Origin of the sequence: Actinotignum timonense, from assembly GCF_030216305.1 — a bacterium.
Taxonomy (GTDB): Bacteria; Actinomycetota; Actinomycetes; order Actinomycetales; family Actinomycetaceae; genus Actinotignum; species Actinotignum timonense_A.
Genome location: NZ_JASOKT010000015.1, coordinates 1 through 17,360, shown reverse-complemented (window position 1 = coordinate 17,360; position 17,360 = coordinate 1). Strand labels below are relative to the sequence as shown.

The 17,360-nt window shown below is 62.1% G+C and carries 11 protein-coding genes and 1 pseudogene; 5 read left to right on the top strand and 7 right to left on the bottom strand.

The annotated features are described in order from the left end of the window. The first annotated feature begins 2 nt into the window (after positions 1 to 2). Entirely contained in the window at positions 3 to 1,646 is a 1,644-nt protein-coding gene (locus QP305_RS07470) for a glycoside hydrolase family 32 protein (RefSeq protein WP_284904754.1), read from the top strand. On the opposite strand, the gene tal is transcribed toward QP305_RS07470, so the two are convergent. The 5 genes from tal to nrdD all read right to left on the bottom strand — a co-directional run bounded on the left by tal (position 1,643) and on the right by nrdD (position 7,467). Then, on the bottom strand, positions 1,643 to 2,746 hold the full coding sequence (gene tal / locus QP305_RS07465; RefSeq protein WP_284904753.1) for a transaldolase: 1,104 nt from the start codon (positions 2,744 to 2,746) through the stop codon (positions 1,643 to 1,645). The genes QP305_RS07470 and tal overlap by 4 nt on opposite strands. 34 nt (positions 2,747 to 2,780) lie before the next feature. Beyond that, complete coding sequence (locus QP305_RS07460) at positions 2,781 to 3,191, bottom strand: OsmC family protein (protein ID WP_284904752.1); 411 nt, start codon at positions 3,189 to 3,191, stop codon at positions 2,781 to 2,783. A 36-nt stretch (positions 3,192 to 3,227) separates the two neighbouring features. Beyond that, positions 3,228 to 4,499 (bottom strand): MFS transporter, encoded by a 1,272-nt coding sequence (locus QP305_RS07455; protein ID WP_159454962.1) that lies wholly within the window; start codon positions 4,497 to 4,499, stop codon positions 3,228 to 3,230. A 1-nt stretch (position 4,500) separates the two neighbouring features. Beyond that, entirely contained in the window at positions 4,501 to 5,130 is a 630-nt protein-coding gene (gene nrdG, locus QP305_RS07450) for an anaerobic ribonucleoside-triphosphate reductase activating protein (RefSeq protein ID WP_087069818.1), read from the bottom strand. A gap of 177 nt (positions 5,131 to 5,307) precedes the next feature. Next, on the bottom strand, positions 5,308 to 7,467 hold the full coding sequence (nrdD, locus tag QP305_RS07445) for an anaerobic ribonucleoside-triphosphate reductase (protein ID WP_284904751.1): 2,160 nt from the start codon (positions 7,465 to 7,467) through the stop codon (positions 5,308 to 5,310). Positions 7,468 to 8,009: 542 nt separating this feature from the next. Between nrdD and QP305_RS07440 the strand changes: the two genes are divergently transcribed. From QP305_RS07440 to QP305_RS07425, 4 genes are all read left to right on the top strand, one after another. Next, positions 8,010 to 10,481: a carbon starvation CstA family protein gene (locus QP305_RS07440; protein ID WP_284904750.1), complete on the top strand. Its 2,472-nt coding sequence runs from the start codon at positions 8,010 to 8,012 to the stop codon at positions 10,479 to 10,481. A 12-nt stretch (positions 10,482 to 10,493) separates the two neighbouring features. Continuing rightward, positions 10,494 to 10,691, top strand: a complete 198-nt coding sequence (locus QP305_RS07435; RefSeq protein ID WP_051278537.1) for a YbdD/YjiX family protein — start codon at positions 10,494 to 10,496, stop codon at positions 10,689 to 10,691. 194 nt (positions 10,692 to 10,885) lie between these two features. Continuing rightward, the gene (locus QP305_RS07430) at positions 10,886 to 13,507 is read left to right on the top strand and encodes a sodium-translocating pyrophosphatase (RefSeq protein ID WP_284904749.1); all 2,622 of its coding nucleotides are present in this window, start codon (positions 10,886 to 10,888) and stop codon (positions 13,505 to 13,507) included. After that, entirely contained in the window at positions 13,504 to 14,547 is a 1,044-nt protein-coding gene (locus QP305_RS07425; protein WP_284904748.1) for a glycosyltransferase family 1 protein, read from the top strand. The genes QP305_RS07430 and QP305_RS07425 overlap by 4 nt, the downstream gene beginning before the upstream one ends. A gap of 62 nt (positions 14,548 to 14,609) precedes the next feature. Here the strand turns inward: QP305_RS07425 and QP305_RS07420 are convergent, their stop codons facing one another. Further along, entirely contained in the window at positions 14,610 to 15,326 is a 717-nt protein-coding gene (locus tag QP305_RS07420) for a YczE/YyaS/YitT family protein (protein WP_284904747.1), read from the bottom strand. A gap of 210 nt (positions 15,327 to 15,536) precedes the next feature. Next, positions 15,537 to 17,360 (bottom strand): annotated as a pseudogene (locus QP305_RS07415) (hypothetical protein); the annotation flags it as partial.

Below are 17,360 nucleotides of genomic sequence, written 5' to 3'. Positions count from 1 at the left end.
CCATGTCGCTTTCCTTTGAGTTCACCGCCGACCACGATGCCGCGTTGGCTCGAGCCCGCGCCGCGAATGCTCAGCTCGCCGCCGCCGTGAACCCGCGCTGGTACCCGCGTTTCCATATCGCGGCACCCGCCGGCTGGATCAATGACCCGAACGGCCTGGTCCACACCGGCGAGGAACTCCACGTTTTCTTCCAGCACCACCCCTATTCCACCGAGTGGGGGCCCATGCACTGGGGCCACGTGGTTTCGCGCGACGGCGCCACCTGGGAGCGCCGCCCCCTCGCCCTGGCTCCTTCCCTGGAAGCCGACCGCGACGGCGTCTTCTCCGGCTCGGCCCTCCAGGCCCCCTGCGGGCACCTCGAAGTGTTCTACACCGGGAACCGCAATGTGGCGGAGCTGCCTGCCGCCGGTAGCGATCCCGATTCTGCCGGAGAACCACCCGCCCGCTGCGGGCAGTCGCAGTGCCGGGCGATCTCACGCGACGGAGTGACCTTTGAGAAGAAAGGCGTCGTCGTACCTACCCCGGAAGACGTGCGCGATTTCCGCGACCCGAAGGTCTGGCGCCACGGCGATACCTACCGCATGGTCGTGGGCGTGCAAAGCCGCGACCGCCGCGGCGAAGTGTGGATGTACACCTCCCCCGACCTGGCCCGTTGGACTTTCGACCGCGTGCTCTACCGCCACCCGGATCCGCGGGTGTTCATGCTCGAATGCCCCGATTTCTTCCCACTGGGCGACACCTGGGTGCTAATTTTTTCACCCATGGGCATCCGCCCGGAAGGTTTCGCGCATTGCAACGTCAATAGCGCGGGCTATCTGCTGGGCAGCTGGCGGCCCGGGGAAAGTTTCGAACCCGGCGCGCCGTACCGCACCCTCAATTGGGGTCACAGTTTTTACGCGCCACAGACCTGCCTCATTGCTGGGCAGCGCACGCTTTTTGGCTGGATGGGCAGCTTCGGGCGCGCCCCGGCCTCCGCGGCCGACGGCTGGTCCGGCCAGCTCACGGTACCGATGAGCGTCCACCTCGAGTCCGGTGAACTGTGCTTACGGCCCGCCCCTACCCTCACGCGCCTGCGCGGCCGCTGTTTATGGAACGACGACGCCGCCCTTCCGGCCAGCGCGCCTACTATCCTCGCCCGGGATATTACCGCGGCGGATATTTCCGTGACTCTGCTTGCGGGTGCATGTGAACGGCTGCGCCTGCGCATTGGTTCGGATACCAGTTCGGTGAGCATTATCGTGGATCGTAATAGCGGCACCATCGGGGTGGATCGCGGCGGGGCGGTGGGTAATCTGGGTTACCGGGCTGCGCCCTGGGCTCCGGCCTACCGGCTTTGGGGCGAGCGCGCCGCCGAGATTGCGGGCGAATCTGCCGCCACGGGTGCCGCGGGCGCAACGAGCGCAGCACCGCTGGCTCCCCTTGCTGAGCTAAGTTTCCGGGTGCTTGTGGATGCCGGCTCGGTGGAAGTGATAGCCGGGAACGGCGAGCGGGTGCTCTCCTCGCTGGCCTTTGTGGAGGGCAAACGTGATATCACCCTCCTGGCTGAGGAGGGTGATATCACGGTCGCGGCCTCGGTATGGGAGATGACGGATGCCTTCCCCCAGGCGGAGCCAGTGCTAGAAATTGACGCCTTAGCGGGAAGCTAAGCGCGAGCAGCCGCGAGCGCGGCGCTGACGGTTTCGCTCAGTTCCTTCCAGGAGACGATGAACTTCTCCACGCCTTCGCGCTCAAGCTGGGCAGCCACATCGCCCATATCCACGCCCACCGCGGCCAGCTCTTCGAAGACCCGGTGGGCCTGGCCGTAGTTCTCCCGCACCGTATCCCCGGTGATCTCCGCGTGGTCCGCGGTGGCCTCCAGGGTTTTCTCCGGCATGGTATTGACGGTAGCCGGCGCCACCAGCTCGGTGACGTAGAGAGTATCGGGATAATTCGGGTTCTTTACCCCGGTGGAAGCCCACAGCGGGCGCTGGGCATGCGCGTGATCCGCCGCGAGGGTAGTGAAACGCTCGGAGGCAAATTTCTTCTCGAAGATTTCGTAGACCAGGCGAGCATTGGCTACTCCGGCCTTGCCGCGCAGCGCCAGGGCTTCCTCGGTGCCGATCTTCTCCAGGCGGGCATCCACTTCGGTATCCACGCGGGAAACGAAAAGCGAAGCCACCGAGTGGATATCGCTGAGCGCATGCCCGGAACGCTGGGCCTTTTCCAGACCGGCGAGGTAGGCATCCACCACTTCGCCGTAGCGAGCCAGGGAGAAAATGAGAGTAACGTTCACGGAGATCCCGTGGCCGATCACTTCGGTAATAGCCGGCAGGCCCTCCTTAGTGGCCGGGATTTTAATCATGGCGTTCGGGCGATCCACCCGGTCCCACAGCTGGCGGGCCTGGGCCACGGTGGCCGAGGTGTCATGCGCGAGTTCCGGGGAAACTTCGATGGAAACGCGGCCGTCTTCCCCGCCGGATTCTTCAAAAATGGGGCGGAAAATATCGCAGGCGTCCTGGACGTCCTTAATGATGATGTCGAAGATCGCTTCGTCGCCGTCCTTGCCGGCCGCGGCGGTGGCGGCCACCTGCTCGGTGTAGCTTTCCCCGTTGCGCAGGGCCGCGGCGAAAATCGTGGGATTCGTGGTCACGCCCCGCACGGTATGCGTCTCGATAAGGGAAGCAAGGTTCCCGGAAGCGATACGCTCCCGGGATAGATCGTCCAGCCAGATACTCACTCCGGCGGCGCTCAGGCTAGCGGTACTCATATTCGTGTCCTTTCTTGGTGTGCCCGGCGGGCTTCTAGTTATCCGCGGCGCTGCGGATCTCCAGGTCATGCGGGGCGGGATGGTCGAGGGTGCGACCCACCGTGCAGGCTCGCGCAATGGCCCGGTCCACGCGCTGGAGCAAGGCACCGCGCTGTTCTTCAGGCATATCGGCGAATTCCACCTCCATCGCGGTGTGGAAAGCGGCGAAGCGGTTATTTTCCCGATCCGCATCCGCGCTCACCGTGAAGGTGGCACTATAGTCCTCCCCGAGGAGCTGCTCGAAGCGGGAATCCGCGCTGAGGGCCTGGCAGCCAGCCACCGCCAGCTGCATGAGTTCCCCGGGAGTGAATTGTTCGGGACCTTTCCCGATTTCCACACTGGCGCCGCGATCATTAACGGCGGTGAAATGAAGATGCCCGATACGCCGGGCAGAGAGCTGAGCCATAGCTACCTCCTTGTTTCTTTCACTTTACGGGAAAGCTCAGCGCTGTGGTGAGCGCGCTTTCCACCAGCGGAAAAGTCCGGCCAAGAAAAGACCGATCGCTGCCAGTACGCAAGCACCCCACAGCGCCGGGGTGAAGGATCCTCCGTGGGCGCCGGCACTTGCAGCGGCCCAACGCGGGGCGACGACGGCAGCCAGCGAGAAACCGAGGAACATGAGGCCGTAGTTGGTTCCATTGTGACGCGGCCCGAAGCTGTGCATGGTCAGCGGCGCGAAAAGACTCATGGTGCCCCCGAAGGCCAGGGCTACCAGGATGGCACCGCTGAGGAAGAGTACCGTTGCCCCGCGCTCGGATAGCGCGAGAAGCGCGAGCCCGCCTGCCGCGCAGCCGAGCACCGCCACCAGGCACAGCGGGATGCCGATACGGTCGGAAAGCCAGCCCCAGGCCAGCCGCCCGGCCGCGTTCGCGACCGCGAAAAGCGAGACGGTGAGAGCCGCGGCTGCGGCGTCGAACCCAATACTCGTGGCGAGCGGGGCCATATTGGCATTGACCATGATGCCACCGAAAGCAGCTGTGACGAAAATAGCGAGGATGAGCCAGAAAGTGGGGGTGGCGAGCATCTGGAGCGGGCTCAGGCTCGCGCGCGGTCCGGCGGCTGCGGCCGTGCCCGCCGGGCGGGGTAGGTAGGCCCCGTATTCTTCGCGGAAGGGACGCACCAGGAAGATGACCGCGGCGGCGTTAATCACTGTGAAAGCAATGCCGAGAATCACCAGGGAGCTATGCACGCCGTATCCGGCAATGAGATGCTGGCCGGCCGGAGCGATGATCATGGGGCCAATTCCCATCCCTGCGGTGATAAGACCAGCTACCATACCGCGCCGGTCCGGGAAGAAACGCATGGTATTGGTGAGCGCAGCCGAGTAGAAGAGACCCTGACCGCCGCCGGTGACCAACCCGTAGCTAAGCACGAACAGCGCGAGGGTGGGGGCTAGGCCGGCCAGGATATGCCCCAGCCCGAAGCAGATACCGCCCACCGCCATCATCTGGGCCGCGTAACCGCGCCGCAAGAGCGTGCCGGAGGCAATCATAATAAAGGGCACTACCAGGGAGGCGAGCCCGAAGGCCAGCATAATATCCGGCGCTGCCCATCCGCGGCTCGCGGCAAGCGGGCGCACAAAAATAGAGAAGGCGGTGAGCGCCCCCGTGGTCATAATGGCAAGAAGTGTTCCGATAAGAACGCGGCTGCGGCGCGGCATCGTTGCCGGCGGCTGGGCCGCGGGTTCCTGAGCGGCAGGGTGAGTGCTGGTCACGTTAGTCGTAATCTCCATTTTTCCAGAGCCGCACCGGGGCTTCGCACCCGGCTTCCATGGCGGCAAATGTTTCGGGCACGTCGATAATGCGCTGGTTCTTCGAGCCGCGGAACGTGAGGTCACGAATGAACTGGGATTGGATAAAAGGCCCGTCCACCAGCACGTCCACGTGGGAAAGAAGTTCGCGTTTATCTTCGGTTTCTTCCAGGAGCTGCTCGAAGGTGTAGCCGCTCCAGCTCCAAATTGTTTTACTATTCCCGAAGCGCTCCCGGAAACGCCGCGCTAACGGCAGCAGAACCGGAGTATTGAGGAACGGTTCCCCGCCCACGAAGGACACCCCGGCCACGTAGCTTTTCGCGCAGTCCTCAAGGATGCGTTCTTCGAGTTCTTCCGTGTAGGGGGTGCCGTAACGGAAGCTTTGGGCAGCCACGTTATAGCAGCCCGGGCATTTGAAGGGGCAGCCGGATACGTAGATCGCGCAGCGCACCCCTTCCCCGTCCACCATAACGAAGGGCTTGTAATCGGCAACATAGCTGCGCGATAAGCGCCGCCCATCCCAGGCGCCGGGGCGCTTGGGTTGGTGCACCCCCGGAGCTTCCGGAGGTGTGGAGAGCAGGCGCAATTCTCGCATTCTTCCTTACCTTTTCACAGTCCCTGAGTCGCAATACTCCCCGTGCCCGGCACATTCGCCGAGTGCGGGGAGCCTTGCGAGAGTGCGCCCGCGAAAAGCTGAGACGCACGGGGCCTTAGGTGCTGGGGTACGCCGGCACGCGGCACTCAACCGCGCGGCACCGAACACCCACAGCGCTTAAGCGCAGGGACCGTCCATGTGCTTGACGCGGGAAATGATTTCCTCGTGCCGGCCGTGCACCATGGGGCGCTTGACCGGGTTACCGAGGTACCCGCAGGTGCGCTTGACAACATCGCAACGGTCGGGATCATCATTGCCGCAATTCGGGCACTTGAAACCTTCCGCCGTGGGATCGAATTCCCCGTTGAAGCCGCACTCGTAGCACTTATCAATAGGAGTATTGGTGCCCAGGTAGGCCACCTTATCGTAAGCGTAATCCCAGACCGCTTCCAGAGCCGCGGTGTTGTGGGTCAGCTTGGGGTACTCGCAGTAGTGGATGAAACCACCCTTGGTGTACTCCGCGTAGGGCGCTTCGAAGTCGATCTTCTCAAAGGGAGTGATCTTCTTGCGAACATCGTAATGGAAGGAGTTCGTGTAGTAGTCCTTCGCGGTGATATCCGGAACCGCACCGAAACGCTCGCGGTCCATGGAGCAGAAACGGTTGGTGAGGGATTCAGCCGGGGTGGAGTACACGGAGAACCAGTAGGGGTACTCCTTCTTCCACTGGTCAGCGTACGCACTCAAGCGGCGCACGATATCCAGGGTGAATTCCTTCGCTTCCGCGTTGTGCTCCCAATTCGGGCCGTAGAAGGCGGTAGCCGCTTCGTACAGGCCAATGTAGCCAATGGAGAGCGTGGAACGCTGGTTGTGGAAGAACTTCGTGACGTCCTCATCGCCTTCTTCCGCGCGGATACCCAGGGCACCGTAGCGGTAGAGGATGGGGGCGTTTTCCGGGGTGGCATCCTCGCAGCGCTGGGCGCGGTAGACCAGAGCTTCCTTAACCACCTGCATGCGCTCGTCGAAGATCTTCCAGAAACGCTGCTTATCCCCGCGCGCCTGCAGCGCGATACGCGGCACGTTGAGGGTGACCACGCCCAGGTTATTACGCCCGGCGTTCACAGCCTCACCGGTTTCCGGATCCACCCACTTGGGCAGGAAGGAACGGCAACCCATGGGAGCCTTGTAATCACCTTCCAGCTCGGTGAGGCGATCATAGGAGAGGACGTCCGGGTACATGCGCTTCGTGGAGCATTCCAGGGCCAGCTGCTTGACGTCGTAATTAGGATCCTCGGGGTTGAGGTTAACGCCGCGGCGCAGCCCGAAAACGAGCTTCGGGAAGATCGCGGTGTGGCCATCGGCCCCGATGCCCTTAATGCGAATGGTCAGGATGGCCTTCTGGATTTCCCGCTCGAAACGGTTGGTGCCCAGGCCGAAACCGAGGGTGACGAAAGGAGTCTGCCCGTTCGAGGAGTAGAGAGTATTGATCTCATACTCCAGGGACTGCATGGCATCGTAGATGTCCTTCTTCGTCTTTTCCCAGCAGTACTCATCGCGCTTATCTTCGGCAACCCAACGCTGCGCATCCTTGAGGTGCTTGGCGTAATTGAGTTCCGCGTAAGGAGCGAGCACTTCATCGCAGCGATCCACCGAGCAGCCACCGTACTGGCTGGAGGCCACATTCGCGATGATCTGAGCGATCTGCGCGGTAGCGGTGTTAATGGAGCGCGGGGATTCCACCCGGGCGTTACCAATCTGGAAGCCATCACGCAGCATGCCTTCAATATCGATGAGGCAGCAATTGGTCATGGGCTGGAAGGGGTTGTAATCCAGATCGTGGAAGTGGATATCACCCTTAATATGCGCGTTGGCTACCGCCGGGGGCAGCAGGTACTTGAGGGCGTACGCCTTGGCCACCGCACCCGCGGTTAGATCACGCTGGGTGTTAAAAACAGTGGAGTCCTTATTGGCGTTCTCGTTTACCACCGTCTTATCGCGCTGCATGAGCTTATCCAGGGAGCGCGAAATATCCATGGCCTGTTCGCGCGCGGTATCGCGATCATGGCGGTACTCGATATAGGCGCGTGCCACCTGCGGGTAGCGGGATGCCATGAGCACGTTTTCCACTTCCGTTTGGATGGTGGGAACGTCAAGCTTGGCAGCATCAAGATGATCGACTACCGTGCGGGTGGCTTCCTCAACGAATGCGTAATCGTCGATGCCCTGGCTGTTCATTGCCAGCGCGATTGCGCGGTAGATCTTACCGGCGTCAAAGCTAACCGACCGACCGTCACGCTTGGTGACGACTACCCCCGTGGTCGTTGAGGTATCAATCAACATCTTGTGCCTCCGTAAAATTCGAACACTACATATAGTAGTCGGCCAGAATGACACCGGTGTGCTTCGTGCGCCACACGGGTGCGTTTTTTACGCCGCGCACGCCGCGCCTACCCCCGTAAAGGGCGACGCCGCGCCACTCTCGCCCCGCGCCCGCCGGATTTATGATGTGCAACACATTTTTTCGGCGCCGCGTTTCGCGCTCACCGGGCGAGCTTACCACTACCTATAGGGGCACCACCCGCCCGCCACCCCTACATCTTGCGATAGGTGCGAAACTGGCCCCAAACCGCCATTTCCACCCCAAAGCGCCCGGTGGCCAGCTGGCGGCGTCGTCGTACTTCATCACCGCAAGCCACAATTTCAGTGGTCTAGCCCACAAATAGCGCGCTAACGCTAACGTAAGTTAACCCATTACTGTTGCACGCGTTTATTATCGGATGTGGTGGCGTACGCCACCCGGGTACTCAACCGAGGATCCGCTCGAGATGCCAGCGCTGCCGTCCACGCGGACCGCGCCGGCCCATATAAATGGAGTTTCAGCCATGAGTGCACCAGCTGACACTGCTCTTCCGAGCTATAGCGAAGAAGAGGAAAAATATATTATCCGGAACCGCCACGGTGTTCCGGTCGGAACAAAACCGCATACGAAGTGGACGCTGCCGCGCATCGCGGTGTGGGTCCTCGTAACAGCCCTCGGCGTTGCGGGCTGGTACATGCTCGCCTTCTATCGCGGTGAACAAGTCAATACCGCGTGGTTCGTGGTGACGTCGGTCTGCACCTACATGATCGCCTACCGCTTCTACGCGCTCTTTATTCAAAAAACCATTATGAAGCCCGACGATTCCAACGCGACGCCGGCCGAACGCATCAATAACGGACGCGATTTCGACCCGACGAACCGCGTGGTGCTCTACGGGCATCACTTCGCCGCTATCGCCGGCGCCGGCCCGCTGGTGGGCCCGGTGCTGGCCGCCCAGATGGGCTACCTGCCCGGCACCCTGTGGATTATCTTCGGGGTGTGCGTGGCCGGTGCCGTCCAGGACATGCTCGTCCTCTTCTTCTCCATGCGCCGCGGCGGGCGCAGCCTCGGCCAGATGGCCGTGGATGAAATCGGGAAGATCGGCGGGGCCGTGGCCGCGGTCATGATCCTCGTCATGCTCATGATCGTGCTGGCCGTGCTCGCCATGATCTGCGTGAACGCGCTGGCCGATTCGCCCTGGGGTGTTTTCGCCGTCGGTATGACGATCCCCATCGCGCTGTGCATGGGCCTGTGGCTGCGTTTCGTGCAGCCCGGCAATATCACGATGGTGTCCATTGTTGGGTTCATTGCGCTGCTCGGTGCGATTATCGGGGGCCGCTACGTGGCGGAATCCGATTTCGGCCAGGCGTTCTTGCACCTGTCCCCCACCACCCTCGTGTGGTGCATGATTGTGTACGGTTTTTTCGCGGCCGTGCTGCCAGTTTGGCTGCTCCTCACCCCGCGTGACTACCTGTCCACCTTCATGAAGGTCGGCACTATCGTGGTGCTGGCGCTGGGCATTCTCATCGTGCGCCCGCTGGTGGAAATGCCGGCCGTCACCGAATTCGCTTCGAATACGGACGGCCCGGTATTCGCCGGGGAACTCTTCCCCTTCCTCTTTATTACCATCGCCTGCGGGGCGCTTTCCGGGATGCACGCAACGGTGTCCTCGGGTACCTCCCCGAAGATGATCCAGAAGGAATCCCAGGTCCGCATGATCGGCTACGGCGGCATGCTCATGGAATCCTTCGTGGCGATTATGGCGCTGGCCGCGGCCTCTTCCCTCAATATGGGTATCTACTTCGGTATGAATACCTCCGAGCACACCACCGATAAGCTGGCGGGCACGGCCATCGTGCAGATGACCGATAACCGCTCCGAGCTTTCGGCGGCCGCGGTGCAAAACCTCGCGGTCACCGATACCCACGGCAATTCGGTGGAAGCCCGCTGGGAATCCTGGGATGAGAACGGCAATGAGAAGACCTACGTGGGCGCGGAAGCCTTCGATAAGGTCGCCGAGGACGTTGGGGAAACCTCCGTCACCTCGCGTACCGGTGGTGCGCCCACCCTCGCGGTGGCCATCGCCCATATTCTGCACCAGGTAGGCGGCGGCCAGGCCATGATGGGCTTCTGGTACCACTTCGCGATTATGTTCGAGGCGCTGTTCATCCTCTCCGCCGTGGACGCCGTGACCCGCGTGGCCCGCTTCCAGCTGGGCGACGCCCTGGGCAATGTGCTGCCCAAGTTCAAGGATCCTTCCTGGCGAGTGGGCGCGTGGATTACCACGGCCGTGGTGGTGGCGGCCTGGGGTTCGCTGCTGCTCATGGGCGTGACCGACCCGCGCGGCGGTATCCAAACGCTCTACCCGCTCTTCGGCGTAGCGAACCAGCTTATCGCCGCTTTGGCCCTGATTTTATGCACCGTGGTGGTGGTCAATAAGGGCTGGGCGAAGTGGGCCTGGATCCCGGGCATCGCCGCGACCTTCGACCTGATCGTCACCTTCGCGGCGTCCTGGCAGAAGATCTTCTCCTCCGACGCCGCCATCGGGTACTTCACCCAGAACACCAACGCGAAGGCAGCGCTCGCCAAGGCGCAGGCCGCCGGGGATACCGGAGCCATCGGCATCCAGTCCGCGATTGTGCGTAACACCTTCATCCAGGGCTGGCTCTCGGTCATCTTCCTGGCCACGGTGGCCTTCGTGCTGGTGTGCGCGATTATCAAGATCATCCGGGTTATCGCCGCGAAGAAGTACGTGAACTCCGAGGATCCCTACCAGGAGTCCAACTTCTACGCGCCCACCCAGCTCTTCCCGACCAAGTTGGAGAAGAAGGTGGTGGCGGAATACGCCGTCGTGGGCGACCCGGCTTTGATTCCCGGTTTCGATCACCGTAAGGGTGCGGGCGCGCACGGTTCCGGTTCCGGTACGACGACGCCGCCAGCAGCCAAGGCGAGCTCTGCCAGCGACTCGGATTCTTCCGGGTCCGCTCAGAGCTAGGAGATCAGGCCAATGTTCATGACCCAGCTCCGCGCCTTCGCGGCGCACGCTCGCGGCCTGTGGCGGGATTTCACCGGTGAATCGGCTTACGAGAAATACGTAGCCCGGCACGCCCGTGAACATCCCGATCATCCGCCGCTCGCCAAACGCGAGTTCTGGCGCCAGCGCGCAGCCTTCGACGAGGAGAATGTCTCCACCGGCTGCTGCTAAGCGCCGGGCTTGGCGTTCATCACCAGGCTTGGCCTTAGGCGCCGGGCTGGAAACCGGCCAACCCGCCCCTGCGCGGCCACAGTGGTGCCCGCGCAGGGGCGGCGTCGTCGTACCTGGTCCCAAGAACTAGCAGCCCAAGCGGCATAGGATAAAAGAGAGGCAAAGGAGCCTCATCATTTTATGTCGAGGTAATTATGGGACGTTGTTTTTCTGTATCCACACACAAGAACACCTCGCGTCCACGCCGGCGGCTGGCCCTGCTCGGGGCGCTCGCGCTGGCTCCCGTTGCCCTAGGTTCGTGCGCCGCCTCCGCGAGCGCGCCCGCCGGTGCGGCAACTGTGCACGGAGGTGAAGCAAATATCGTATTGCCTGATCTGTCGGGCGTGAGCGCAGTGGGCGGGGTATCCGGCCGGTTGCTCCTCCTCATCGGGGTGGGGGTCTGCGTGCTGGGGCTGTGCTTCGGGCTCATCACGTATATGAATCTGCGTAAGCTTCCGGTGCATCGGGCCATGGCCGAGGTCGCCGACCTCATTTACGAAACCTGCAAGGCCTACCTGGTCAAACAGGGGCGGTTCCTCTTGGTGCTCTGGGCTTTTATTACCGCGGTCATCGTGGTCTATTACAAGTTCCTGGTGGGCTTCACCTGGGGGAAGCTCGCGATTGTGGTGGCGTTCTCGCTGCTGGGTATGGGCGGCTCGTACGCGGTGGCGTGGTTCGGGATTCGCGTGAATACCCTGGCCAATGCGCGCACGGCTTTCGCTTCGCTGCGCGGGCGGCCCCTCCCGCTGCACCAGGTGCCGCTGCGTTCGGGGATGTCCATCGGGATGGTGCTCATTTCCCTGGAATTGCTCATGATGCTGGTCATTTTGCTGTTCCTGCCCGCGGATGTGGCGGGGGCCTGCTTTATTGGCTTCGCGATTGGGGAATCGCTGGGCGCTTCGGCGCTGCGCATCGCCGGTGGTATTTTCACGAAGATTGCCGATATTGGCTCCGACCTCATGAAGATCGTCTTCAAAATTGATGAGGACGACCCGCGTAACCCGGGCGTCATCGCCGATTGCGTGGGCGATAATGCCGGGGATTCGGTGGGCCCCTCCGCGGACGGCTTCGAAACCTACGGGGTGACCGGGGTGGCGCTGGTGACCTTCATCGTGCTCGCGGTGCATGAGCCGGCCCTGCAAGCAACCCTGCTGGTGTGGGTCTTCACGGTGCGCGTGGCCATGATTATCGCCTCGGCGCTGGCCTACGGCCTCAACGCGCGCCTGGCCGCCACCCGCTACGCCACCGCGACTACCCTCAATTTCGAAAAACCGCTGAGTTCACTCGTGTGGCTCACCTCGATTTTCTGCATTGCTTGCGTATACGGGATCTCCTGGCTCGTTTTGGGTGGGAACGACGGCGCACTGTGGCTCGCGCTCGCCACTATCGTGACCTGCGGGACTTTGGCGGGAGCGCTTATCCCCGAGCTGGTCAAGGTCTTCACCTCCACAACCTCGCGGCACGTGCGCGAAGTGGTGAAGAGCTCGCGCCAGGGCGGGGCTTCCCTCAATATCCTTTCCGGCGTGGTAGCCGGGAATTTCTCCGCCTTCTGGCTGGGCATCACCATCGTGGGGCTCATGGCCGGGGCTTTCGTGATCGCGGATGCCACGCTCGGTGAGTTCATGCTGGCGCCGGCTGTTTTCGCTTTCGGGCTGGTGGCCTTCGGGTTCCTCGGCATGGGGCCGGTGACCATCGCGGTGGATTCCTACGGCCCGGTCACGGATAACGCCCAGTCGGTCTACGAGCTTTCCTGCATCGAGGCGCTCCCCGATATCGACGCCGATATTCGCTCCGGTTTTGGTTTCGCCCCGCAATGGGACCGCGCCAAGCTCATGCTGGAGGAGAACGACGGCGCCGGCAATACCTTCAAGGCCACCGCCAAGCCGGTGCTCATCGGCACCGCGGTGGTGGGGGCGACCACGATGATCTTCTCGATTATTATCGGGCTGACCGGTGGGCTGACCAGCGGAATCGAGATGCTGTCCCTCATGCATGCCCCGTTCCTGCTCGGGATTATCAGCGGGGGCGCGGTGATCTTCTGGTTCTCCGGCGCCTCGATGCAGGCGGTGACCACGGGTGCGTACCGGGCGGTGGAGTTCATCAAAGAGTCCATCCATCTAGATAAAAATGCGGAGCGGGCTTCCCACGATGACTCGCGGCGCGTCGTCGAAATTTGTACCCAATACGCACAGCAGGGGATGCTCACCATTTTCCTGGCGGTCTTCTTCGCTACTCTTTCCTTCGCGTTTATCGAGCCGTACTTCTTTATCGGCTACCTCATTTCCATCGCTATTTTCGGCCTCTACCAGGCGATTTACATGGCGAATGCGGGTGGGGCCTGGGATAACGCGAAGAAGATCGTGGAGGTGGATCTGCACGCGAAGGGCACCGCGCTCCACGATGCCACCATCGTGGGCGATACCGTGGGTGATCCTTTCAAGGACACTTCCTCGGTGGCCCTCAACCCGATTATTAAGTTCACGACTCTCTTCGGCCTGCTCGCCGTGGAGCTGGCCGTGAGCCTCAACGCTCAGAATCTCACCGCGGTGGTCACCGGCCTGGCGGTGTGCTTCGGGGCTCTCGCGCTCGTCTTTATTTACCGCTCGTTCTACAGCATGCGCATCCAGGCATCCACCGAGGATCCGCTGCTGGACGAACCCGAACCTGAATCTTCGCGTGAATCTTCACCTGAATCTTCGCCCGTATCCGAACCGGCGCTCGAACCGCATTCCCGGTTTTACACCGGATCCGAACCCGAGAAGGGAGTCCTGGCATGAATATCGCCGTGCATTGGTCCGGCGCTCAGATCAGCCCGGAAGGAAAAATAGCCGGCCAGGATGCCGGCGCTACCCTGCTGCGCCGCCTCCTGCGTATTTTCCCGGATGCGGTGGTGCTTGACCCCAGCGGGGTTTCCGCCGAAGAGCTCGCCCCAGATACGGTGGTCATCACTATGGATGTGCATGATACCCCGGCCCTGTGGGCGCGCCTACGGGCCGCGGGCCAGGCGGCGGCCGGCCGGCCCGCCCCGCGGCTCATGAATTTTGTGTGGCTGCCGGTTTCCACCCTGGAAAGCGCGGAGGAGATCGCCCCGGTGGCGCTTTCTTGCGCGCTCTTCCCCACGTTTGCCAATTCGGAGCGCACCGCCGGTGAGATCCGCGAGATGGTGAATAAGTGGACGGTGCCCCCGCTGGCCGGGAGGCTCAAGCTCGGCTGGGTGAATCTCGGTTTCCGCCTCGACCACGTGCAAGAGCGGCGCGAACCGGAGGTCCCGGTGGTGCTCTATCCCGCGATTTACCTCTCGGCGCGCAAACGCCCCGATTTCTTCATGGATGTGCTGAGCCGGGTGCGCGAACTCATCCCGCTCACGGTGGAGATGCGCCTGCACGAAGCGCACCTGGTTTCCGAGAAAGCCATGCGGTACTCGCGCCTGCCGTGGATGCACGTGGGGCCGCTGACCGATACCCGCACCTCGTATTACCAGGCCCTCGCCCATACCACGGCCTTCCTGGCCACCGCCGCGGAGGAATCCTACGGGCTGTCCTACGTGGAAGCCCTGGGCGCCGGGGCGCTCGGGGTGTTCCCGGACGTGCCCTGGGCCCGCGCGCTACTGCCGGAAAACTATCCCTTCCTCTATCCGGATGGCGATGAGGCGGCCGCGGCGGCCATGCTCACCCGGGTCCTCACCCGCACCGCGCAGTGCCGGGCGGATCTGGACGCGGCCTGCGGCGGGAGTTTCCGCGAGTGGATCGCCGCGCATCACTCCGATGATGCGTTCGACCGCGAAATCGTGGCCGCGGTGCAGCGCTGGTTCGGGTAGCGCTGCTTCGCGTAACGATCACTAGCACATATAACGACGGCGCCCGCGGCGCGCCCCGTGTTTTATTCCTCGGTGATAGCGGGGGCGGGGCGTGCCGTGTAGGACGCCGTCGTACCAACAAGACGGTACGCGACCGTACGGTTAAAGAAATCGACGACGACGCCAATCCCCAGCGCCATGATCGCGGTGCCAATGCCGATGACGCCGCTGCTCAAATCGAAGCGGAACAGCGCGAGGGCGATGAGAACCACGATGAAGTCCTGGGCCACACGGAAGGTGCGGTAGGACTGGCCCGGGAAGCGGCGCAGGAGCACGGGGACGATGCAGTCGGCGGCACCCTGGCCGATGTCCGGGGTGATATAAAGCGAGAGCCCCAGCGCGAAAATCACCAGGCCGATGGCCAGGTGGGCGAGCATCCCTGGGATTGAATACGTGAAAACGTAGATGGAGTCGAGGATGCTGGTGAAGCTGGTGACGAGCACCCCGACCAGGGTGAAATTGAGGACGGTGCCCAGTCCGAGGACTTTGTGGTCGAAGGGGAAGATGAGCGCGATGAGGGCGATATTGACCACCGGGACCACCCAGGAGAAGGACAGGCCGGTGATGTGGCTGACGCCCTGGAGCAGGGCGGTGAAGGGGTCCACGCCGGCGTGACCTTTGAGGGCCACGGTGATGCCGATGGCGGTGAGAATCACGCCGATGAGGCAGACCAGCGAGCGGCGCAGCAAGCTGCCCGGGCGCAAGGTCCATTCGCGGGCGCAGCACAGTGACTCAAACATGACGAGCTACCTTCTCAATCTCAGGGAAGCCGCCGTGCCACACCGCGGCATCACCAGCGTAGTGCATGCGAGCGGGCAATTCCTGGGCCGTGGCGGAGGTCGCTTTTATTATGGGTAAACGGTTTTATGCATCAAGGAGGGGCTGGCAGGTCACCCTTGTGCAGGGTCGTCTGCCAGCCCCTCTCTTGCGTTACGCGATCAGTTCAGCGGTTATGCCTTGCGGCGCCGCGTCACCACGAGCCCGCCAGTGAGCAGGAGCAGTGCTGCTGTTCCAGCAAGACCAACGCTCGTTGCACCAGTGACCTGGAGGGTCTTCTTGACCTTCTTGGTCTTCGGTGCAGGCTTGCCCGGGTCGTTCGGGTTCAACGGGTCGGTGCCGTTCTTAATTTCGTCACCGTCATTGATACCGTCACCATCCGTGTCGGCCTTATTCGGGTTGGTTGCCTTGCCACCGTTCTTAGCACCGGTCACTTCGTCACCGTCAGTGAGACCATCACCATCGGTGTCAGGGTTGAGCGGGTTGGTGTTACCAGGCTTGCCGTCCTTATTGAACTTGTCATCCTGGAACGGGTTCTTGGTGCCGTTCACCTCGTCACCGTCCGTGATGCCGTCACCGTCGGTGTCCGGGTTCTTCGGGTCAGTACCAATCTTCTTCTCGTCACCATCGGTCAGGCCATCACCATCGGTATCACCCTTATTCGGGTCCGTACCGTTCTTGATTTCGTCGCCATCATTGACGCCGTCACCATCAGTATCGGCCTTGTTCGGGTTAGTCGGAGTGCCACCGTTGTTCTTGCCGGTAACTTCGTCACCATCAGTGAGACCATCACCGTCGGTATCCGGGTTGAGCGGGTCAGTGTTACCAGGCTTGCCGTCCTTATTGAACTTATCGTCCTGGAACGGGTTCTTGGTGCCATTGACCTCATCACCGTCATTGATGCCGTCGCCATCAGTATCCGGGTTCAATGGGTCAGTACCGATCTTCTTTTCCTCACCATCGGTCAGGCCGTCACCGTCAGTATCGGGGTTCTTCGGGTCGGTCTTGGTGGCCTTGGAGTCATCGACCTTCGGGGTGCCATCCTCGTTGCGAGCAGGCTTACCGTTCTCGTCGATATCCGTACCGGCTTCCTCACCATCGGTCAGGCCATCCCCATCAGTATCCGGGTTCTTCGGATCGGTGCCCAGGTCCTTTTCACGACCATCAGTCACACCATCACCGTCAGTATCCGGGTTCTTCGGGTCGGTCCCGTCCTTCTTTTCGTCCCCGTCATTCACGCCATCACCATCAGTGTCAGCGTTATTCGGGTCCGTGCCGTCCTTGATTTCGTCAGCGTCGGTGACGCCATCGCCATCGGTATCGGCCTTGTTCGGGTTGGTCGGTTTGCCACCGTTGTTCTTGCCAGTGACTTCGTCACCGTCATTGACCCCGTCACCATCCGAGTCGGGGTTGAGCGGGTCGGTGTTACCAGGCTTCCCATTCGGATCGGACTTGTCGTCCTTGAACGGGTTCTTGGTGCCGTTGACTTCGTCGCCGTCGTTGATACCGTCACCATCGGTGTCCGGGTTCTTCGGGTCGGTCTTGGTGGCCTTGGAGTCATCAACCTTCGGGGTGCCATCCTCGTTACGAGCAGGCTTGCCGTTCTCGTCAATGTCCGTACCAACTTCCTGACCGTCAGTCAGGCCGTCACCATCGGTGTCGGAATTCTTCGGGTCGGTGCCCAGGTCCTTTTCACGACCGTCAGTCACACCGTCACCGTCAGTGTCCGGGTTATTCGGGTCAGTCCCGTCCTTCTTCTCATCCCCATCCGTCACGCCGTCACCATCGGTGTCCGGGTTCTTCGGGTCAGTCCCGTCCTTCTTCTCGTCACCGTCGTTCACGCCGTCACCGTCGGTGTCCGGGTTATTCGGATCGGTGCCGTCCTTCTTCTCGTCACCGTCGTTCACGCCGTCACCGTCAGTGTCCGGGTTATTCGGATCGGTGCCGTCCTTCTTCTCGTCACCGTCGTTCACGCCGTCACCGTCAGTGTCCGGGTT